We start from the raw sequence: 20,088 nt of genomic DNA on the forward strand, positions 1-20,088 counted from the left end.
GATTGGCAATTATGCGTCTAGATAAGTTTTTAAAAGTATCAAGATTAATTAAAAGAAGAACTTTGGCGAAAGAAGTATCCGACCAAGGCAGAATCGAAATTAACGGGAAAGAGGCAAAAGCCAGCACAACTGTTAAAGTCGGCGATGAATTAACCATTCGTCTTGGAAATCGCAAGGTGACGGCTAGAATTGACCGGATTCAGGAAACATCACGCAAGGATGAAGCAGCGGAGATGTATACCATTTTAAAAGAAGAGAGACTTGGCTCAAACGACTAAAACTGTTCTACTTTTACCGTCCTTCACATACCTTTTAACAAAGGGTTGTACAAATGATTGTGGGGGATGTAGAGTGAACCAATATTATGATAACCAGCCGACGAAGAGTAGTGTGCCGGATCATGATGTCATTATGAGAGGAAGAAAGCTTCTCGATATTACCGGTGTGAAACAGGTAGAAAGCTTCGATAATGAAGAATTCTTATTGGAAACGTCAATGGGCTTTTTGGCGATAAAGGGACAAAACTTGACAATGAAGAACCTTGATGTTGAAAAGGGGATTGTCTCCATTAAAGGAAAGATATTCGACTTAGTCTACTTAGATGAGCAGCATGGGGAGAAAGCTAAAGGATTCTTTAGCAAGTTATTCCGATGACCCTTTCGACGCAATTTTTAACAATGCTTTCGATGATCGGCATGGGGTCGTTATTTGGCGCCATGTTTGATACGTACCAGCGGTTTTTAAAACGCCCGAAACAACGAGCTTGGATTGTCTTTATTAATGATGTCTTATTTTGGATCATTCAGGCTTTGATCATTTTTTATACATTATTCTTAGTGAATAATGGGGAGCTGAGATTTTACATCTTCATTGCCCTTGTTTGCGGGTTTGCCGCCTATCAGAGCTTGTTTAAAGGGATTTATCTGCGTTTATTAGAAGCAGTGATTCAAACCGTCATCTCTATCGTTACATTTTTGAAAAAGACCTTCCAGCTCCTGATTTATAAACCCGTCGTGGGTCTTATTCAGCTTGTGATCACGATTATTCTTGTACTTGGCAGGGGACTATTAACCCTTGTCAAATTTGTTTTTAAGATTATATTATTGATACTAAAGATTGTTTACGTTCCATTAAAAACAATGGTGATATTATTTTGGAAAATTTTGCCGAAAGGTATTAAAAATTCCGTCGAGAAGTTATATAATAGAACGGCAGGAAATTTTGAGAAAATAAGGAATTATACTAGTAAGTGGATAGATAAATGGAAAAAAAGAAAAGAGTGAGGAGGGAAGGGAAATGGGCGCAGAACGAAAAAAAAATGTGTCAAAGATCCAGACAACCTATGTCGAGCAGCAAGAATACGCAGAAATTGCCTCAGCTAGAAAGAGAAAACTATTACTAAGGCGATTATCGTTATTCTTTGTTTTTGCGGGGCTTTTATCGTATCTGATGATATCCAGCTATATTTCCCAGACCGCAATGCTCAAGGAAAAGGTTGCCCAAAAGAAGAAGTCTAATCACGAGCTTTCTGAATTAAAAAGGCAGCAAGACATATTGAAAGAGGATATTATAAAGTTAAATGATGATGATTACATTGGGAAGCTGGCAAGGAAAGAGTACTTTTTCTCGGAGAAGAATGAAGTAATCTTTAGTATTCCTGATGAAAAAGAGGAAAAATGAGCCATTGTCGCGAGTTATTGACACTGAATTTTCCCTTTTTGTATAATATATAGTAAGATTCCAGTTTTTATACTTTTAAGGAGGAACGTTCTTTTTATGTCAATTGAAGTAGGCAGCAAGTTACAAGGAAAGGTAACAGGGATAACAAATTTCGGTGCGTTTGTCGAGCTGCCAAATGGCTCAACAGGACTCGTTCATATTAGTGAGGTTGCTGATAACTATGTGAAGGATATCAATGATCACCTAAAGGTTGGCGATCAGGTTGAGGTAAAAGTCATCAATGTTGAGAAGGACGGAAAAATTGGTCTATCGATTAAAAAGGCAAAAGACAGACCAGAGCCGGAAAGAAGACAACATTCAAACTCTCATTCGCAACGTCCTCGTCAGGGCCGGCCAAACGATCGTAACAACAACAAAGGGGAAACCTTCGAGTCAAAAATGTCAAAGTTCCTAAAAGACAGTGAGGATCGTTTATCTTCCTTAAAGCGGCACACGGAATCCAAGCGCGGAGGAAGAGGGGCTAAACGGGGTTAGCTTGCTGCTATTTAATTGAATAAAGCAGGGTTCACCTAATATCGATATAGTAAAAGACAGGTCCTAAAAGCGGCCTGTCTTTTTTGTTACGGTAAAAATCATTTTCCTTGATACGACAAGCTTATATTATTTGGGTAATTTTAGTTGAATTGCGTCGAACGATTATTTTATCAATGTTCATAATTTTGACAAAGTTTTAATTCTATTAATTTTATAATAGTGGGCAACGATGAAAGAATAGGGAGAGTGATTTAGTGGAAAAGACAAACGTGAGTTTTATAGAACCGGTCGGAGAAGTCAGCCTTCATTCATCTAAATGGGATCTTGGAAGGATCCTAAGGAAAGTTCAATTTGCGCTTGAGTCCTTTTTTATCAAAAAGGGTTATCTCTTAATACTAGTCGGATTTTTGCTTGGACGAGCCTTAATTTTGGCGAAGCTGACCCCGTTTTGCCTTCCTTTTTTTGCTTCTGTTTATTTAATTAAAAGGGATCGGGCACCGCTTGCACTGATCGGACTGATTGTGGGGGCAGCAACGGTTTCATTATTCAATGCCGCCTCGACCTTCATCATCACCATTGCCTTTTTGGTTGTTTTTCGTATCGGTCAAAAATGGTTGACAAATGAAATGCGATCACTGCCCTTTTTTGTCGGTATTATTCTTGGGGTGGGGAAATTCGCCGAGGCCTTCATCCTAACCAAGCAATTAACACTATACGATGTCATGATGGTGGGTGTCCAGGCAAGTCTCGCGTTTATCCTAACACTTATTTTTTTACAAAGTATTCCATTACTAACCTTGAATAAACGCAGACAATTGTTAAAAACGGAAGAAATCGTTTGCCTCATCATTATGCTTGCTTCGATTTTGTCTGGAACAATTGGCTGGAAGGTTTATGATATGTCGATTGAACATATCATGTCGAGATATTTAGTTTTGGTTTTTTCATTTATTGCTGGGGCAACAGTTGGCTCCACCGTCGGCGTTGTGACTGGCTTAATTTTTAGCCTTGCAAGTGTATCAAGCTTCTATCATATGAGCCTTTTGGCCTTTTCAGGTGTACTCGGAGGCTTGTTGAAAGAAGGGAAAAAAATAGGTGTCTCCATCGGCCTATTTATTGCCACCCTGCTCATCGGTATGTATGGTGAGGGTGGCGGCTCCATACTAAAGACTGTTTTGGAATCCAGTGCCGCAGTTCTTTTATTCCTCTTAACACCACAGGCATTTACTTCAAGATTGGCAAAATATATCCCTGGGACACCGGAATACACGGCAGAACAGCAAAAGTATATGCGTAAAATGCGGGATGTGACAGCACAGCGGGTATCACAGTTTTCAGGCGTTTTCCATGCCCTTTCACAAAGCTTTTCACAAATGGAAGTCTTGTCGGAAGACGATGAAAAGGATCGGGAAATGGATTTCTTCATGAGCAATGTCACGGAAAAAACATGCCAGACATGCTTTAAAAAGGAACAATGCTGGGCAAAGAATTTTAATACAACCTATGCTTACATGGAGGAAATTATTCACGAAATGGATCAAAACGCCAGAAATGTTTCTCCGAGGCTAACAAGGGAATGGGAAAAGCATTGCTCTCGTTCCAAAAAGGTTTATGAAACCATCGGTCAGGAGTTAACTTTCTTTCAAGCCAATTTAAAATTAAAAAAACAAGTACGAGAAAGCCGCAAACTGGTTGCTGACCAATTATTAGGTGTTTCCGAGGTAATGGAAAATTTCGCGAAGGAAATCCAACGGGAAAGGGAAAATCATCATAGACAGGAAGAACAAATCATGGAGGCGATTCAGGAGTTTGGAATCCACATTGAACAGGTCGAAATCTACAGCCTTGAACAAGGGAATATTGATATTGAGATGGCAGTCCCTTTTTGTAACGGCCATGGTGAGTGCGAGAAACTTATCGCTCCCATGCTCTCGGATATACTAGGAGAAACAATCATTGTTAACAAGGAGGAATGTGCGACAATCCCTAGTGGATTTTGTCATGTCACCTTTAGATCATCGAAAGCGTTTACAGTCGAAACAGGGGTAGCCCACGCTGCTAAGGATGGCGGTTTAATATCGGGAGACAGCTATTCCACTATTGAGCTAGGGCTCGGCAAGTACGCGATTGCCATTAGTGATGGCATGGGTAATGGGGAGAGAGCCCATTATGAAAGTAACGAAACACTATCTCTATTACAAAAAATCCTACAATCAGGAATCGAGGAGAAGACAGCGATTAAATCCATTAATTCCATTCTGTCGCTACGGACAACAGATGAAATTTTTTCAACATTGGATTTGGCGATGATTGATTTAAAAAATGCCTCTGCAAAATTCTTGAAGATTGGCTCGACACCGAGCTTTATCAAAAGGGGAAATAAGGTCATTAAAATTCAGGCGAGTAATTTGCCGATAGGCATACTGCAGGAATTTGAAGTCGATGTCGTCAGCGAACAATTAAAAGCGGGAGATTTATTAATTATGATGAGTGACGGCGTGTTCGAGGGACCCAAACATGTAGAAAATTATGATTTATGGATGAAACGAAAGGTACAGGAATTAGAGACAGATGATCCACAGGCAGTAGCGGATTTAATTATGGAGGATGTGATCAGGTCAAGATCCGGATTAATTGATGATGATATGACCGTAACGGTGGCAAGAATAAAACATAATACACCAAAGTGGGCGTCCATTCCCGTTTACAAAAAACAGGCCTGAGTCTAAATTCTTAACTCAGCGCGAAAATTCCCTTGGTAGTCTAATTGATTATTTTACTCTATAGACGCCATAAATATGTATAAATCAACATAATCCCGTCGAAAATGGTACAAATACGTTTCGTGGAGGGAGAAGGTTATGTATACAGGTAAGATTCGGCAAATATTATTGATTACCGATGGCTGCTCAAACCAAGGGGACGATCCAATTGCCATGGCGGCACTCGCGAAAGAACAAGGAATTACCGTGAATGTAATTGGTGTTATTGAAAAAGATGTGATTGATGAAAAGGGAATGACTGAAATCGATGGCATTGCGATGTCAGGCGGTGGAGTCAGCCAGATTGTTTATGCAGAGGCCCTTTCACAAACCGTGCAAATGGTCACCCGTAAAGCGATGAACCAAACCATTCAAGGTGTGGTGAACTCCCAATTACAGCAAATATTAGGACGTTCACAAACAATGGAGGATCTGCCGCCTGATAAGCGTGGCGAGGTCATGGAGGTTGTTGATGAATTAGGAGAAACTGTCGAATTAGAAGTGTTGATTCTTGTCGATACAAGTGCAAGCATGAAACATAAGCTTCCAACGGTAAAAGAGGCGCTTCTCGACCTGTCTCTAAGTCTGAACGCTCGAACGGGTGATAATCAATTTTCTGTTTATGTATTTCCCGGGAAAAAGAATGATGTCGAAAGATTGCTGGACTGGACTCCGAAGCTACAAGTTTTGACAAGTATATTTTCTCAGCTATCAACGGGAGGAATTACACCGACAGGCCCGGCATTACGGACAGCGCTATCAGCCTTCAATCAAAAACAATCATTAAGGAGTCTGCTTTCACGTGATGATGAATCATACTTTGAAGAATCAATGTAAGGTAAGTCCGGGAACCATCATTTCAGGGAAATGGCATTTACAAAACTATTCCATTATAAAAGAATTAGGATATGGTGCAAATGGGGTGGTCTATCTTGCAAAACACAAAAACACTCGAGTCGCATTAAAAATGAGTGATAACGGTATGTCCATTACATCTGAGGTAAATGTGTTAAAATCCTTTGCAAAGGTCCAGGGTCCCGGAGCCCTCGGGCCTTCTTTACTTGATGTCGATGATTGGGTATCTGATCAAGGCAGGGTATCCTTTTATGTCATGGAATATATCCAAGGTCCGGATTTTCTCTCCTTTTTACAAGAGAAAGGGAAATCCTGGACAAGTGTGTTGTTTTTGCAGCTGCTTAATGATTTGGTGCAGCTTCATGAAAATGGCTGGGTATTTGGTGATTTAAAGCCGGAAAATCTAATTGTAACCGGACCGCCCCCTAAGATTAGATGTATAGATGTGGGTGGCACGACCATTCAAGGGAGGGCAATCAAGGAATTCACGGAGTTTTATGACCGGGGCTATTGGGGGTTAGGTTCAAGAAAGGCAGAACCCTCCTATGATTTATTTGCCGTAGCAATGATTATGATCAACACAGCATATCCTAAACGATTTAGTAAAACAAGTGGTGGCATATCTCAGCTACAAGAATCAGTAAAGCAAAAAACGGAACTATTGAAATTTGAAAAGGTAATCCTAAAAGCACTGCAAGGACATTATAGCCATGCTAAGCAAATGCGGGCTGACTTATTTGACAGTCTAGTGGAGAAAAAGGCGGCTCCTCCTCCGTTACGAACATTTGCTACAGCCAACAATGCTGCGACACAAACACAAAGAAAAAATACGTCAGGCGGTCAGTCTCCTTCTAGGCGTGCCTATCGAAGAAAAAGAAAGAAAAGTGGATGGCTGGAATTTCTGTTTATTGCCGTAGTACTAGGAATTTTATATGCTTGGTATACATTTAATAATTTACCTTAATAATTGAAACTAATTCACGTGTTATTCGTAAATAAGAAGATATATTCATTAGTGAAGTTGATGAGGGATAAACTGGAAAAATTTCTCCTTAATTTGCAATACCTATATTTTGATAGTTTATTCTTAAAAGTGGTAAGCTAAGGGTATTCATACCTGAAAAGGTAAAAAATTTGCATTAGAAAGAGTGCATCATATGTTGGAACAAAAGGTTGAAGCCTTTCTTAATCGCCACTCATTCAAACTTGAAAACAAAAAAATGATTGTGGGTGTGTCAGGGGGGCCGGATTCTTTAGCATTGCTTCACTACTTATTGAAGGAAAAAGACAAAAAGAACCTAACCATTGTTGTCGCACATGTGGATCATATGTTCCGCGGAGAGGAATCCTACCAAGATGCCATGTTTGTAAAAAGCTATTGTGAACAGCATCAGGTTCCATTTGAAATGGTGCGAATTGATGTGACGAAAATCATGAAGGCAACTGGAAAGAGTTCACAAGTTGCGGCAAGAGAAGTAAGATATGACTTTTATTTTAAAATGATGAAGAAATATGAATGTCCCTATTTAGTTCTAGGTCATCATGGGGATGATCAGATGGAGACTATGCTCATGCGGCTGACGAGAGGCAGCAGCGGTAAGGCAAGAGCAGGAATCCCATTTTCCCGTCCTTTTCATCATGGTACTATTTTCCGTCCCTTTTTATGTGTTACGAAGGCTGAGCTCCAGCTTTATTGTAAAGAGCACCAACTCACACCAAGGGTAGACCCAAGTAACGAGAAAGGCATTTATAGCAGGAATCGTTTTCGTAAACAAGTTCTTCCTTTTTTAAAAGAGGAAAACAGCCATGTCCATGAACAATTCCAACGTTTCAGTGAAGAATTGCAAAGTGATGAAGTATTTCTAGAGGACTTAACAATCAAAAGTCTAGATACAGTTGTATCAAAAAAAGACGAGGACAATATTACTATTGACATTAAAGGGTTTCTTGAAATGCCTTTACCTTTACAAAGAAGAGGGATTCAACTAATATTAAACTATCTTTACAAAGAAAAACCAGCTTCTCTTTCTGCCATACATATCGATCAAGTATTTTACTTAATGCAGCATCATGAACCTTCAGCAAAACTGAATTTCCCAAATGGATTGAAGGTTATTCGCTCCTATTTACAGTTATCCTTCCAATTTAAGCAAGCGGAAGCTGAACCATATGCTTTTGTACTAAATGAGCCAGGGATGATTATACTGCCAAATGGTCGAAGTTTTAGAATAGACATTGTAGAAAGTGAAATACCTTTTGCAAAGGAGAATACAGCCCTTTTTAATACTGAACGTATTAAGTGGCCCATTCTCATTCGTACAAGGGAAAAAGGCGATCGAATGACATTAAAGGGAACACAAGGAACTAAAAAGTTAAAGGATATTTTTATTGATCAAAAGATTCCGGTACAGGATCGAGATAGTTGGCCTGTCGTTACGGATAAAGAAGGTTTTATTATTTGGCTTCCAAATTTAAAAAAATCTTCTATAGAAGGTTTAGATTACACAGCAAAGCAATATATACAACTCACATATCATTAGTAATGATCTTCTAGGAGGAACAATTTATGATGAATCAGGATATTGAAAAGGTGTTAGTTTCAGAAGAGGAAATTCAAGAAAAAATAAAGGTGCTAGCGGCTGGGTTAACTGAAGAGTATAAAGATCGTTTCCCACTGGCCATCGGGGTTTTAAAAGGGGCCATGCCTTTTATGGCTGATTTATTAAAACGGATGGACTGTTATCTTGAAATGGACTTTATGGATGTTTCCAGCTACGGTACCGGTTTAGTTTCTACTGGAGAAGTGAAAATTTTAAAGGATTTAGATACTTCTGTGGAGGGAAGGGACATATTAATAATTGAAGACATTATTGATAGTGGGTTAACACTTAGTTACTTAGTTGATTTATTCCGTTATCGAAAAGCCAAGTCAATCAAGATTGTCACTTTACTTGATAAACCAACTGGAAGAAAGAGTGCAATCAAAGCGGATTATGTAGGATTTATTGTTCCGGATGAGTTTGTTGTCGGTTACGGTCTGGATTATATTGAAAAATATCGCAACCTTCCATATATTGGCGTGTTAAAACCAGAAGTTTATAGCAATAATCTATAATTATATTCCTACCTGAGAAGGTTTTCGTTTAGGTTTTCAAACCTTACTAATGAGAGCATTTTCTTGAATTAGTAAGTTTTTCTATGATACTATTTATTATAGTTTTTACCCGCGGGAGGAGGTAAGAGATGAATCGGATTTTCCGTAATACCATCTTTTATTTATTGATATTTTTAGTCATTATAGGCGTGGTTAGTTTCTTTAATGGAAGCAATGAGCCTACAGATCATATTTCATATGATAAGTTTGTGACCCAATTAGAAAATGGTGGGGTCAAATCATTTTCGATGCAGCCTGAACGAGGGGTATATGAGGTTCGCGGTGAGCTTGAAGCAAAAAGTAAAAAGTTCATCACCTATATTCCAAACTCAGAGAAGATTCTTGACCGTATTGATAAGGCAGCCGATACAAAAGTTGAGGTAATGCCAGCAAAAGAAACCAGCGGATGGGTAACCTTCTTTACTTCAATCATTCCGTTCGTGATTATCTTTATCTTATTTTTCTTCTTATTAAACCAAGCTCAAGGCGGCGGCAGCCGTGTGATGAACTTTGGTAAATCGAAGGCAAAGCTTTATAACGATGATAAGAAAAAGGTTCGTTTTAGAGATGTAGCTGGGGCTGATGAGGAAAAGGCAGAATTAGTTGAGGTCGTTGAATTTTTAAAAGACCCGCGCAAGTTTGCTGAACTTGGGGCTCGCATTCCTAAAGGCGTCCTCTTAGTCGGACCTCCAGGGACTGGTAAAACATTGTTAGCACGAGCAACTGCCGGTGAAGCGGGCGTACCGTTCTTCTCCATCAGTGGTTCAGATTTTGTTGAAATGTTTGTCGGTGTGGGTGCCTCCCGTGTTCGTGATTTATTTGAAAATGCTAAGAAAAATGCTCCATGTATCATTTTTATCGATGAAATTGATGCGGTTGGACGCCAGCGTGGCGCCGGACTCGGCGGAGGACACGATGAGCGCGAACAAACCTTGAATCAATTGCTCGTTGAAATGGATGGTTTCGGTGCAAATGAAGGAATTATCATTATTGCTGCTACAAACCGTGCCGATATTCTCGATCCTGCGTTATTACGTCCAGGACGTTTTGATCGCCAAATTACGGTTGACCGTCCAGATGTGATTGGACGTGAGGCAGTACTAAAAGTTCATGCCCGAAATAAACCATTAGATGAGACTGTAAACTTGAAAAATATTGCCATGCGTACACCAGGTTTTTCTGGTGCCGATTTAGAGAATTTATTAAATGAGGCAGCACTAGTTGCAGCCCGCAGCAGTAAGAAGAAAATCGATATGGAAGATATCGATGAAGCGACAGACCGCGTTATTGCTGGTCCTGCAAAGAAGAGCAGGGTGATCTCCGAAAAAGAACGCAGAATTGTTGCTTTCCATGAGGGTGGCCATACAGTAATTGGCTTAGTCCTTGATGAAGCGGACATGGTTCACAAAGTTACCATCGTTCCTCGTGGTCAAGCTGGTGGTTATGCCGTGATGCTTCCTAGAGAAGACCGTTACTTTATGACAAAACCGGAATTGCTTGATAAAATTGTTGGTTTATTAGGCGGCCGTGTCGCGGAAGAAATCGTATTTGGCGAAGTAAGTACGGGTGCCCATAATGACTTCCAACGTGCTACAGGCATTGCGCGTAAAATGGTAACAGAATACGGGATGAGTGATAAGCTTGGGCCATTACAGTTCGGTCAGCCGCAAGGCGGTCAGGTTTTCTTGGGTCGCGACCTGCATAATGAGCAAAATTACTCTGATGCAATTGCGTATGAAATTGACCTGGAAATTCAAACCATTATTAAGGAATGTTACGAAAGAGCTAGAAAAATTCTTACAGAAAATCGCGATAAGTTAAATCTAATTGCGACTACACTTCTTGAGGTTGAAACACTCGTTGCGGAACAAATCAAATATTTGGTTGAACACGGTCATATGCCAGATCCATCTGTTCACTTAGACGCTGTGAAAATCGGGCCAAAAAGACCAGATGATGTGAAGGTAAACATCAACACCAAAAAGGATGAAGGCGAGAAAAAGGAAGAATCTTTCTTAGATAAACCTTCGGATGAAATCGATTATAAATAATTTACCTAGGGTGCTTCCTGTGAAGCACTCTTTTTTTTCAACAAATACTATTTATGTTATGATGTTGAGAAGTAAAAAAAGAATAATTGATAAAGCGAGTGATAGATTTGATTTTCGTATTTGATGTAGGAAATACAAATGTTGTCTTAGGTGTTTATCAGGGTGATGAACTTAAATACCATTGGCGTATTGAAACAAATCGGAACCGCACGGAAGATGAATTTGGCATGAATATCAAAGCATTATTTGATCATTCTGGATTATCTTTTTCAGATATTGATGGGATTATCATTTCGTCGGTAGTTCCGCCCATCATGTTTGCTTTGGAGAGAATGTGCCAAAAGTACTTTCACGTTAAGCCGCTTGTTGTTGGGCCAGGGATAAAAACAGGGCTTAATATTAAATATGAAAACCCAAGAGAGGTTGGCGCTGACCGGATTGTTAATGCTGTTGCGGCTATCCATGAGTATGGAAGTCCGTTAATTATTGTTGATTTTGGAACAGCAACTACTTATTGTTATGTGAATGAAGAGCGTCAATATATGGGCGGAGCAATTGCTCCCGGGGTGGGGATCTCCACAGAGGCGCTTTACTCGCGGGCAGCAAAATTGCCACGGATTGAAATTGCCCGTCCTGAAGGGGTAATCGGTAAAAACACCGTTGCTGCAATGCAAGCAGGAATTGTCTACGGATATGTTGGACAAGTTGAGGGCATTGTCAAACGTATGACAGAGCAAAGCGAGAAGAAACCAACCGTGATTGCGACAGGCGGACTGGCACCATTAATTGCTAAAGAATCAACGGTTATCGATGTTGTTGATCCATATTTAACATTAAAGGGTCTGCAGCTTATCTATAACCGAAATATGGGATAATATATAAGAAAAGCGGAAGCGCCTGGGCGCTGTAGCTGGACAATTTGAGACAGCTAGAAGGGAGTTTGGCAATGAAGGATTATCTAGTTAAGGCGCTTGCCTATGATGGAAATGTACGAGCATATGCTGTTCGTACAACTGAGACAGTTAGCGAGGCGCAGCGGCGCCATCAAACATGGCGGACTGCTTCTGCGGCGCTTGGCCGCACGATGACCGCAGGGCTAATGATGGGTGCGATGCTAAAGGGTGAGGATAAACTAACGATTAAAATAAACGGCGGCGGCCCAATTGGCCCAATTGTGGTTGATAGTAATGCAAAAGGCGAGGTTCGCGGCTATGTGACTAATCCAGAGGTTGACTTTGAATCAACAGAAAATGGCAAGCTTGATGTCCGCCGCGCAGTCGGTACAGATGGGATGCTGGCTGTTGTTAAGGACATTGGTTTGCGTGACTTCTTTACCGGTCAGGTTCCACTTGTCTCTGGTGAATTAGGTGAAGACTTTACCTATTATTTTGCTACGTCTGAGCAGGTACCTTCCTCCGTTGGTGTGGGCGTTTTAGTGAATCCTGATGATACGATTTTGGCTGCAGGCGGGTTTATTTTTCAATTAATGCCTGGAACCCCGGAACCGGTAATTGAGAAACTTGAAGAACGGTTAAAAACGATTGAGCCAATCTCTATTCTAATTGAACGAGGTCTGACGCCAGAGCAAATTTTAGAAGAATTGTTTGGCAAAGAACAAGTAAAGGTTTTAGAAACAATGCCTGTAAGCTTCCAATGCAATTGTTCGAAAGAACGCTTTGCGAATGCTATTACTGGGTTAGGTACTGCCGAAATTACCGCTATGATTGAAGAAGATGGACAGGCCGAGGCTCACTGCCATTTTTGTAATGAAAAGTATCTTTTTTCTCGGGAAGAACTAGAGGGGCTTAAGAAAGAAGCTAAATAATTGTTATCGTGAGGGGAAAAGCTTGGGAAAGAAGCAGCTTTGGATGGTTATTGCCGGCCTCATTATGATTAATTGCTTAACAGTTGCCTTTTTCCTCACTAGGGCAAACGAGGTCGGCGGTGCGGCAATCAATGATGAGACAGTGGCAACCGTGGGGAAAAAGTCAATTTCAAGACAAGAATGGTTGAATGAACTAGAAACAAGATATGGAAAAGACGTTTTAAAGGAAATGATTGATCACAAGGTCGTAGAGGAAATGGCGGCGAGATACAAAATAAAAGTGTCTGACCAAGATGTTGAGCGGGAATTTAGCATGCTGCAGTCCACCTATAATTCTTTCAGTTCTAAAAACATTCAAAGTGAAAAAAAGTGGAAAGAACAAATTCGAAAAACACTCCTATTAGAAGAACTGTTAACAAAGGACGTAAAAGTATCGGAGAAAGAATTGAAAGGCTATTATGACAAAAATAAAAATCTTTTTAATGTTCCAGATGCCTATCATTTATCACATATAATCGTGAAAACCAAGAAAGAGGCGGAAAAGGCAGCAAAAGAACTGGCAAATGGATCAAATTTTTCCGCATTAGCAATGGAACGATCCATCGAGGAATTTTCAGCAAATGAAGGCGGAGACATCGGCTATATTAGTGTAAACGATGAGCAGTTTCCCAGGGTCTACATTGAAACGGCTAAAAAGCTAAAAAAAGGTGCGTACAGTAAACCGGTTAAGGTTAAGGCAGGGTATGCCCTATTAAAGCTTGAGGGCAAAATGAACGGGAAGAATTATACGTATTCTGATGTGAAAGAGCAAATCCGCAGGCAAATTGCCCTTGAGCAGATGAAATCCCCAGCTTCTGCAGCACCCTTCTGGGATGAGGCAAAGGTTGAATGGTTTTACGGCCGTAATAAATAGGCAAACAAAAACACAGGCTAACACCTGTGTTTTCGTTTAGATTAAATTTTGAAAAAACTCTGTGTAAAACAATTGACAAAACAAGTATAAAACTGTTAAATTCTATATATCCAATAAAAATACTCGGAATAGGGGTGCCAATATGGTTCGTGTAGCAAATTCAGTTTCCGAATTAGTCGGCCAAACACCAATTGTGAAGTTAAACAGATTAGTTGATCAAAACAGTGCAGAAGTTTATTTAAAACTTGAATATTTTAACCCTGGCAGCAGTGTGAAGGATCGTATCGCTTTAGCGATGATCGAAGCGGCAGAGGAAAAAGGACTAATTAAGCCAGGTGTTGATACGATAATTGAGCCGACAAGCGGTAATACAGGTATTGGACTCGCGATGATTGCTGCAGCGAAGGGGTACAAAGCAGTCTTTGTTATGCCTGAAACGATGAGCTTGGAGAGAAGAAACCTGCTTAAAGCATATGGGGCGGAGCTTGTGCTAACACCTGGCCCTGAGGGAATGAAAGGTGCGATTGCAAAGGCGGAAGAGCTTGTCAAAGAGCATGGATATTACCTGCCACAGCAATTTGAAAACGAAGCCAACCCAGAGGTTCACAGAAGAACGACCGGCAGAGAAATTGTGGAGCAAATGGATACACTTGACGCATTTGTATCAGGGATTGGCACTGGCGGAACGATTTCCGGAGCAGGCAGTCTCTTGCGTGAAAAATTCCCTGATGTGAAGATTTATGCAGTAGAGCCAAAGGATTCAGCCATCCTTTCAGGCGGCAAGCCAGGCCCGCATAAGTTGCAAGGACTTGGTGCAGGATTTATTCCGGGTACGTTAAATACAAACATCTATGACGAAGTGATACAAATAACTACCGAAGAAGCCTTTGAAGCATCTCGCCGTGCGGCAAGAGAAGAAGGTATTCTTGGCGGGATCTCCTCAGGAGCGGCTATTTCCGCAGCCTTAAAAGTGGCGAAAGAATTAGGTAAAGGTAAAAAGGTGCTGGCGATTATTCCAGATAACGGTGAACGTTATTTAAGTACTGCGCTTTACCAATATGATGCTGAGTAAGAAAATGAGGGCATTGGCGAAAGCCGGTGTCTCATTTTTTTTTGTAAACTATTCTATTTTTCCTGTATGATAATAGAAGTGAAAAAATGAGTATAGGGGGAATATGGAATGAAAACAGCTCAAGAACAAATTCAGTGCGGCCCATATACCTTGGACTTTTCAAAAAAAACAATGATTATGGGAATTTTAAATGCCACACCGGATTCCTTCTCGGATGGCGGCAAATTTAATGGCATCGAACACGCAATTGAACGCGCGAAGGAAATGGAAGCGAATGGTGCGGATATCATTGATATCGGTGGAGAATCAACACGCCCCGGCTTTGCCGCTGTTTCTTTGGAGGAAGAGCTTGACCGGGTAATTCCGGTAATAAAGGCCATTTCCGAACATGTTCAATTACCGATTTCGATTGATACCTATAAAGCAGAGGTGGCAAAGCAGGCCATTGAAGCAGGTGCCCATATCATCAATGATGTATGGGGCGCAAAAGCGGATGCGCAAATGGGGAAAATAGCGGCTGAGTATAATGTGCCGATCATCTTAATGCATAACCGACACGACCGAAATTATCAGCTATTCCTCCGGGACGTGATCAATGATCTTTTTGAAAGCATCGCTATTGTGAAAAATGCGGGTGTAAAGGATGAGAATATTATTCTAGACCCAGGGATTGGCTTTGCAAAGGATTATCAGGAAAATCTGTTGATGATGCAAAACCTAGATAAGCTCGTCATGCTCGGCTATCCTGTCCTTTTAGCAACCTCACGGAAAAGGATGATTGGCGAAGCTTTAGATCTCCCTGTTCATGAAAGAATGGAAGGTACAGGTGCAACAATATGCTACGGTATTCAAAAGGGCTGTCAACTCATCCGGGTTCATGATGTGAAGGAAATGAGCCGGATGGCGAAAATGATGGATGCGATGATGGGAAAGGGTGTCGTAATTGGATAAAATTTATGTCAATCGGATGGAGTTTTATGGCTATCATGGTGTTTTCCCGGAAGAGACTCGGCTGGGTCAAAGATTCGCTGTTGATTTAGCTGTTTCTGTCGATTTGAAAAAAGCAGGAGAAACCGATGAACTCGAGTACTCTGTTAATTATGGCGAACTGTATCAAGTTTGCCGAGAAATTGTTGAGGGACAGCCCTATAAATTAGTGGAAGCTGTTGCGGAGAAAATTGCTGCAGCTGTTTTGAAAAAATTCCCGCTTATATCCGATGCTACAGTCAAGATGATAAAGCCAGACCCGCCGATTCCCGGCCATTACCAATCTGTTGCAGTAGAAATAACAAGGAGTAGATAAAAGTGGAAAACAGAGCGTTTATTGCCCTTGGATCAAATATCGAAAACCGTTATGATAATATCACGAGTGCGATTAAATGGTTAACAAGTCATCCAAATATTGAATTAGTAAATTATTCCTCCATCTATGAAACAGATCCCGTCGGTTATGAGGATCAGAATTTATTTTTAAATATGGTAATTGAGATTATGACGGGCTTAAATGCCATGGAGCTGCTTGAGTTTTGTCTTAAAACGGAATTAGAACTTGGAAGAAAGAGGGAAGTAAGGTGGGGCCCGAGGACGATAGACCTTGACATTCTTATCTTTAACCAAGAAAATATTGAAACAGAGAAGCTTACCGTTCCACACCCAAGAATGGTAGAGCGGTCGTTTGTCATGGTACCGCTAGCAGAAATAACCCCTGAACAGAGAATCCCAGGGGTGGATAAACCTCTTAACTTATTGTTGAATGAACTACCAGATAAAGAAGGAGTCCGAATATGGAAGCGGAAAAATGGGGAAGACGTATTCGAGCCTATCGAAAGCTAAAGGGTTACACTCAGGAAGGCTTTTCGAGGGAATTAGGTGTATCAGTATCAATTTTAGGAGAGATTGAAAGAGGTAATCGCCTGCCGGCCAAGGATTTACTTGAGAGAATCGCTCATTCCTTGAGAATAAGTATGGATGATTTAGCGCCAAAGGAATAAAGAAAAGCGGAAGCGCCCTGGAGCTGGACAATAAGAAAATGCAGGTGCCTGTTTTGATTACCCGGGTGCTTTTTTAGGAGGCAGGTAGTTGGATGTTGAAAATTGGGGATATTGAAATAAAGAATCCTGTTGTGCTGGCACCGATGGCTGGTGTCTGTAACTCTGCATTCCGCCTTACGGTAAAGGAGTTCGGCGCAGGATTAGTTTGTGCCGAAATGGTCAGCGATAAAGGAATCGTTTTAAAAAATGAAAAAACAATGAATATGCTCTATATCGATGAGCGGGAAAAACCGCTAAGCTTGCAAATCTTTGGCGGTGAAAAAGAAACGCTGGTAGAAGCGGCTAAATTCGTGGATCAAAATACTAATGCCGATATCATTGATATCAATATGGGCTGTCCAGTTCCGAAAATCACCAAATGTGATGCCGGAGCCAAATGGCTGCTCGACCCAAATAAGATTTATGAAATGGTTTCTGCAGTTGTTTCCGAGGTGGAAAAGCCGGTAACAGTAAAAATGCGGATGGGCTGGGATGAAGATCATATTTTTGCCGTAAAAAATGCCCAAGCTGTTGAACGTGCAGGTGGTAAGGCGGTTGCACTGCATGGCCGTACCCGTGTGCAAATGTATGAAGGAAAGGCAAACTGGGATATTATTCGTGAAGTAAAACAGTCTATTAACATTCCTTTAATAGGCAACGGTGATGTTCAAACGCCGCAGGATGCGAAAAGAATGCTTGATGAAACCGGTGTTGATGGGGTTATGATTGGGAGAGCAGCCTTAGGAAACCCATGGATGATTTACCGTACGGTGCAATATTTAGAAACAGGGAAGTTAATGTCAGAGCCGTCTGTTCGTGAAAAAATGGATGTCTGCATTCTTCACCTTGATCGTTTGATTGCCTTGAAAAATGAGTACATCGCAGTTCGCGAAATGCGTAAGCATGCGGCTTGGTATTTAAAAGGTGTTCGCGGTAATGCGCACGTCCGAAATGCGATTAATGAGTGTCATACAAGAGAAGATCTTGTCACAGTGTTAAATGGATTGGCAAATGAGGTGGAAGAAAGGGAACAAAACGAGGCAATTGTTGGCTAAGTTTGACTTTCCTGGGTTCGTTTTCTATAATAGCATTGTTACTAAAGGAGCTGCCAGTGGAATAACTGGCAGTTTTTATTCTATATAAATACTTTTTTGATGTCTGAACTGTCAAGTTTGTGTAAAATAATATAGTATGTAAAAAAATCGGTGAGTATTTACATAAGAAAAGCGGAAGTGCCCTGTTCAGCGGCGTATGGCCTGGAGCGCTCCAACTGAGATAAAGGAAACACGAAGAGCCGGAGGCGCATTCGTGTTTAACTTATCGTAGGGCGGAGAGCGAAGGACACTAGCCGCTAGGGCACTGGAGCTGGACAATAAAAAGAAATCAATGGAGTTGAATTAGTCATGAGTCAGGAAGAATTAAATGACCAATTTTTGGTCAGGCGTGAAAAGATGAACAGTATGCGTGAAAATGGATTAGATCCATTTGGTAAACGTTTTGACCGTTCTCACAATACAAACGAATTAATCGAAGAATATGGAGAATTAGAGAAAGAAGAGATCGAGGCTAAACATGTTTCTGTATCCCTAGCAGGACGAATTATGACTAAGCGCGGTAAAGGTAAGGCGGGATTTGCCCATATTCAAGACCTGACTGGTCAAATCCAAGTATATGTGCGTCAAGACGCCATTGGAGAGGAACAGTATAAAGTGTTTGATTCCGCCGATTTAGGAGATATTATCGGTGTTAATGGAACGCTATTTAAAACAAAAGTGGGCGAGCTGTCTGTAAAAGTTGAGCACTTTACGTTCTTAACAAAGGCTCTTCGTCCGCTGCCGGATAAATTTCACGGCTTGAAGGATGTTGAACAGCGCTACCGCCAACGTTACTTAGATTTAATCATGAGTCAGGAAAGTAAGGAGACCTTTATCTCCAGAAGCCGCATTATTCAATCCATGCGCCGTTATTTAGATAATCATGGTTATTTAGAAGTTGAAACACCGATGATGCATTCCATTGCAGGGGGTGCGTCGGCACGTCCATTTATAACGCATCATAATGCACTTGATATGGAATTATACATGCGAATTGCCATCGAACTTCATTTGAAACGTCTAATTGTCGGTGGTCTTGAAAAAGTTTATGAAATTGGCCGTGTATTTAGAAATGAGGGTGTATCTACCCGTCACAATCCTGAATTTACGATGATTGAGCTTTATGAAGCCTACGCAGATTACCGTGATATCATGAGCCTGACAGAAAACCTGATTGCCCATATCGCCCAAGAAGTGTTAGGAACAACAACCATTCAATACGGTGACTATGAAGTTGATCTGAAACCAGAGTGGAAAAGACTTCACATGGTTGATGCTATTAAAGAATATACTGGGGCTGACTTTTGGCAGGAAATGAGCGTTAAGGAAGCTCGTGAACTGGCTAAAGAACACGGAGTAGAAATTACGGAACACATGCTTTATGGGCATATCGTTAATGAATTCTTTGAGCAAAAAGTCGAGGAAAAATTGATCCAGCCTACATTTATTTATGGGCATCCAGTAGAGATTTCACCGCTTGCGAAGAAAAATGACGAGGATCCAAGATTCACCGATCGTTTTGAGTTATTTATTGTTGCTCGTGAGCATGCAAATGCGTTTACAGAGCTTAACGACCCAATTGATCAAAGAGAACGTTTTGAAGCCCAGCTGAAAGAACGTGAGCAAGGAAATGATGAAGCCCATATGATGGATGAGGACTTCGTCGAAGCATTAGAATACGGGATGCCTCCAACAGGTGGATTAGGAATTGGCATTGACCGTTTAGTTATGCTGTTAACAAATTCTCCATCCATTCGTGACGTGCTATTATTCCCGTTAATGCGTCATCGTTAATGTTTAAAAAAGTGCCGTACTTTCGGCACTTTTTTCATTTTTTCTACCATGAAGAGTTTGAATATTTTTACTTTAGATAATACGTAAAAAAAGATTAAAAAGCTATTGCACACCATCTTTAATGGTGGTATATTAATATCTGTTGCTGCGAGACAGTAACACAAAAGAAAAAAGAAGTTTAAAAAGTTGTTGACTTATGGTTAATAACTTGGTAAGATAATAAAGTCGCTTTTAGGTGACTGAGTAATTGTTCTTTGAAAACTAAACAAACAAAAACGTCAACAAACAATATTTTTATTTTCTATAAGAAACTAAGCCAACGTA

General features: G+C 40.7%; 21 protein-coding genes. All 21 read left to right on the forward strand.

All coding sequences use genetic code 11. The annotated features are described in order from the left end of the window. Positions 1-11: 11 nt before the first annotated feature. Complete coding sequence (locus BABA_RS05735) at positions 12-278, forward strand: RNA-binding S4 domain-containing protein (RefSeq protein WP_007084194.1); 267 nt, start codon at positions 12-14, stop codon at positions 276-278. Between the two features lie 133 nt (positions 279-411). Then, the gene (yabP, locus tag BABA_RS05740; RefSeq protein ID WP_207627661.1) at positions 412-654 is read left to right on the forward strand and encodes a sporulation protein YabP; all 243 of its coding nucleotides are present in this window, start codon (positions 412-414) and stop codon (positions 652-654) included. Next, the gene (gene yabQ, locus BABA_RS05745; RefSeq protein ID WP_007084196.1) at positions 651-1,283 is read left to right on the forward strand and encodes a spore cortex biosynthesis protein YabQ; all 633 of its coding nucleotides are present in this window, start codon (positions 651-653) and stop codon (positions 1,281-1,283) included. Before yabP ends, yabQ begins: the two co-directional genes overlap by 4 nt. Positions 1,284-1,296: 13 nt before the next feature. Then, positions 1,297-1,680: an FtsB family cell division protein gene (locus BABA_RS05750; RefSeq protein WP_007084197.1), complete on the forward strand. Its 384-nt coding sequence runs from the start codon at positions 1,297-1,299 to the stop codon at positions 1,678-1,680. A 96-nt stretch (positions 1,681-1,776) separates the two neighbouring features. Next, positions 1,777-2,214 (forward strand): S1 domain-containing RNA-binding protein, encoded by a 438-nt coding sequence (locus BABA_RS05755; RefSeq protein WP_007084198.1) that lies wholly within the window; start codon positions 1,777-1,779, stop codon positions 2,212-2,214. A gap of 254 nt (positions 2,215-2,468) precedes the next feature. Then, complete coding sequence (gene spoIIE / locus BABA_RS05760; protein ID WP_007084199.1) at positions 2,469-4,937, forward strand: stage II sporulation protein E; 2,469 nt, start codon at positions 2,469-2,471, stop codon at positions 4,935-4,937. Between the two features lie 138 nt (positions 4,938-5,075). Next, a complete protein-coding gene (locus BABA_RS05765; protein ID WP_007084200.1) occupies positions 5,076-5,813 on the forward strand; it encodes a vWA domain-containing protein in 738 nt (245 codons plus the stop codon). After that, positions 5,782-6,795, forward strand: coding sequence for a protein kinase domain-containing protein (locus BABA_RS05770; RefSeq protein WP_007084201.1), 1,014 nt, complete (start codon positions 5,782-5,784; stop codon positions 6,793-6,795). The genes BABA_RS05765 and BABA_RS05770 overlap by 32 nt, the downstream gene beginning before the upstream one ends. A 193-nt stretch (positions 6,796-6,988) precedes the next feature. Further along, a complete protein-coding gene (tilS, locus tag BABA_RS05775) occupies positions 6,989-8,371 on the forward strand; it encodes a tRNA lysidine(34) synthetase TilS (protein ID WP_007084202.1) in 1,383 nt (460 codons plus the stop codon). A 29-nt stretch (positions 8,372-8,400) separates the two neighbouring features. Beyond that, on the forward strand, positions 8,401-8,946 hold the full coding sequence (gene hpt / locus BABA_RS05780) for a hypoxanthine phosphoribosyltransferase (protein ID WP_235749596.1): 546 nt from the start codon (positions 8,401-8,403) through the stop codon (positions 8,944-8,946). 128 nt (positions 8,947-9,074) lie between these two features. Further along, positions 9,075-11,036, forward strand: a complete 1,962-nt coding sequence (gene ftsH, locus BABA_RS05785) for an ATP-dependent zinc metalloprotease FtsH (protein ID WP_007084204.1) — start codon at positions 9,075-9,077, stop codon at positions 11,034-11,036. A 107-nt stretch (positions 11,037-11,143) separates the two neighbouring features. Then, entirely contained in the window at positions 11,144-11,911 is a 768-nt protein-coding gene (locus BABA_RS05790) for a type III pantothenate kinase (RefSeq protein ID WP_007084205.1), read from the forward strand. A 71-nt stretch (positions 11,912-11,982) separates the two neighbouring features. Next, positions 11,983-12,861 carry an Hsp33 family molecular chaperone HslO gene (gene hslO / locus BABA_RS05795; RefSeq protein WP_040345420.1) on the forward strand — a complete coding sequence of 293 codons (879 nt, stop codon included), beginning with the start codon at positions 11,983-11,985 and terminating at the stop codon, positions 12,859-12,861. Positions 12,862-12,883: 22 nt separating this feature from the next. Then, on the forward strand, positions 12,884-13,774 hold the full coding sequence (locus BABA_RS05800; protein ID WP_007084207.1) for a peptidyl-prolyl cis-trans isomerase: 891 nt from the start codon (positions 12,884-12,886) through the stop codon (positions 13,772-13,774). Positions 13,775-13,916: 142 nt separating this feature from the next. Further along, complete coding sequence (gene cysK / locus BABA_RS05805; protein WP_007084208.1) at positions 13,917-14,846, forward strand: cysteine synthase A; 930 nt, start codon at positions 13,917-13,919, stop codon at positions 14,844-14,846. A 108-nt stretch (positions 14,847-14,954) separates the two neighbouring features. Further along, positions 14,955-15,797: a dihydropteroate synthase gene (gene folP, locus BABA_RS05810; protein WP_007084209.1), complete on the forward strand. Its 843-nt coding sequence runs from the start codon at positions 14,955-14,957 to the stop codon at positions 15,795-15,797. After that, positions 15,790-16,149 (forward strand): dihydroneopterin aldolase, encoded by a 360-nt coding sequence (gene folB, locus BABA_RS05815; RefSeq protein ID WP_007084210.1) that lies wholly within the window; start codon positions 15,790-15,792, stop codon positions 16,147-16,149. Before folP ends, folB begins: the two co-directional genes overlap by 8 nt. Before the next feature lie 2 nt (positions 16,150-16,151). Beyond that, entirely contained in the window at positions 16,152-16,679 is a 528-nt protein-coding gene (gene folK / locus BABA_RS05820; RefSeq protein WP_007084211.1) for a 2-amino-4-hydroxy-6-hydroxymethyldihydropteridine diphosphokinase, read from the forward strand. Further along, entirely contained in the window at positions 16,631-16,837 is a 207-nt protein-coding gene (locus tag BABA_RS05825) for a helix-turn-helix domain-containing protein (protein ID WP_007084212.1), read from the forward strand. Before folK ends, BABA_RS05825 begins: the two co-directional genes overlap by 49 nt. Positions 16,838-16,929: 92 nt before the next feature. Then, positions 16,930-17,931: a tRNA dihydrouridine synthase DusB gene (gene dusB, locus BABA_RS05830; protein WP_007084213.1), complete on the forward strand. Its 1,002-nt coding sequence runs from the start codon at positions 16,930-16,932 to the stop codon at positions 17,929-17,931. Positions 17,932-18,279: 348 nt separating this feature from the next. Next, the gene (gene lysS / locus BABA_RS05835) at positions 18,280-19,764 is read left to right on the forward strand and encodes a lysine--tRNA ligase (RefSeq protein WP_007084214.1); all 1,485 of its coding nucleotides are present in this window, start codon (positions 18,280-18,282) and stop codon (positions 19,762-19,764) included. Positions 19,765-20,088 lie beyond the last annotated feature (324 nt).

The sequence above is a fragment of the Neobacillus bataviensis LMG 21833 genome (assembly GCF_000307875.1).
Lineage (GTDB): Bacteria > Bacillota > Bacilli > Bacillales > Cytobacillaceae > Neobacillus > Neobacillus bataviensis.

Excerpts from the sequence above, each read along its gene's own strand:
- BABA_RS05735 (WP_007084194.1), top strand. The coding sequence starts at position 12 with ATGCGTCTAGATAAGTTTTTAAAAGTATCAAGATTAATTAAAAGAAGA.
- yabP (WP_207627661.1), top strand. The coding sequence starts at position 412 with ATGAGAGGAAGAAAGCTTCTCGATATTACCGGTGTGAAACAGGTAGAA.
- yabQ (WP_007084196.1), top strand. The coding sequence starts at position 651 with ATGACCCTTTCGACGCAATTTTTAACAATGCTTTCGATGATCGGCATG.
- BABA_RS05750 (WP_007084197.1), top strand. The coding sequence starts at position 1,297 with ATGGGCGCAGAACGAAAAAAAAATGTGTCAAAGATCCAGACAACCTAT.
- BABA_RS05755 (WP_007084198.1), top strand. The coding sequence starts at position 1,777 with ATGTCAATTGAAGTAGGCAGCAAGTTACAAGGAAAGGTAACAGGGATA.
- BABA_RS05765 (WP_007084200.1), top strand. The coding sequence starts at position 5,076 with ATGTATACAGGTAAGATTCGGCAAATATTATTGATTACCGATGGCTGC.
- BABA_RS05770 (WP_007084201.1), top strand. The coding sequence starts at position 5,782 with ATGATGAATCATACTTTGAAGAATCAATGTAAGGTAAGTCCGGGAACC.
- tilS (WP_007084202.1), top strand. The coding sequence starts at position 6,989 with ATGTTGGAACAAAAGGTTGAAGCCTTTCTTAATCGCCACTCATTCAAA.
- hpt (WP_235749596.1), top strand. The coding sequence starts at position 8,401 with ATGAATCAGGATATTGAAAAGGTGTTAGTTTCAGAAGAGGAAATTCAA.
- ftsH (WP_007084204.1), top strand. The coding sequence starts at position 9,075 with ATGAATCGGATTTTCCGTAATACCATCTTTTATTTATTGATATTTTTA.
- hslO (WP_040345420.1), top strand. The coding sequence starts at position 11,983 with ATGAAGGATTATCTAGTTAAGGCGCTTGCCTATGATGGAAATGTACGA.
- cysK (WP_007084208.1), top strand. The coding sequence starts at position 13,917 with ATGGTTCGTGTAGCAAATTCAGTTTCCGAATTAGTCGGCCAAACACCA.
- folP (WP_007084209.1), top strand. The coding sequence starts at position 14,955 with ATGAAAACAGCTCAAGAACAAATTCAGTGCGGCCCATATACCTTGGAC.
- BABA_RS05825 (WP_007084212.1), top strand. The coding sequence starts at position 16,631 with ATGGAAGCGGAAAAATGGGGAAGACGTATTCGAGCCTATCGAAAGCTA.
- dusB (WP_007084213.1), top strand. The coding sequence starts at position 16,930 with ATGTTGAAAATTGGGGATATTGAAATAAAGAATCCTGTTGTGCTGGCA.
- lysS (WP_007084214.1), top strand. The coding sequence starts at position 18,280 with ATGAGTCAGGAAGAATTAAATGACCAATTTTTGGTCAGGCGTGAAAAG.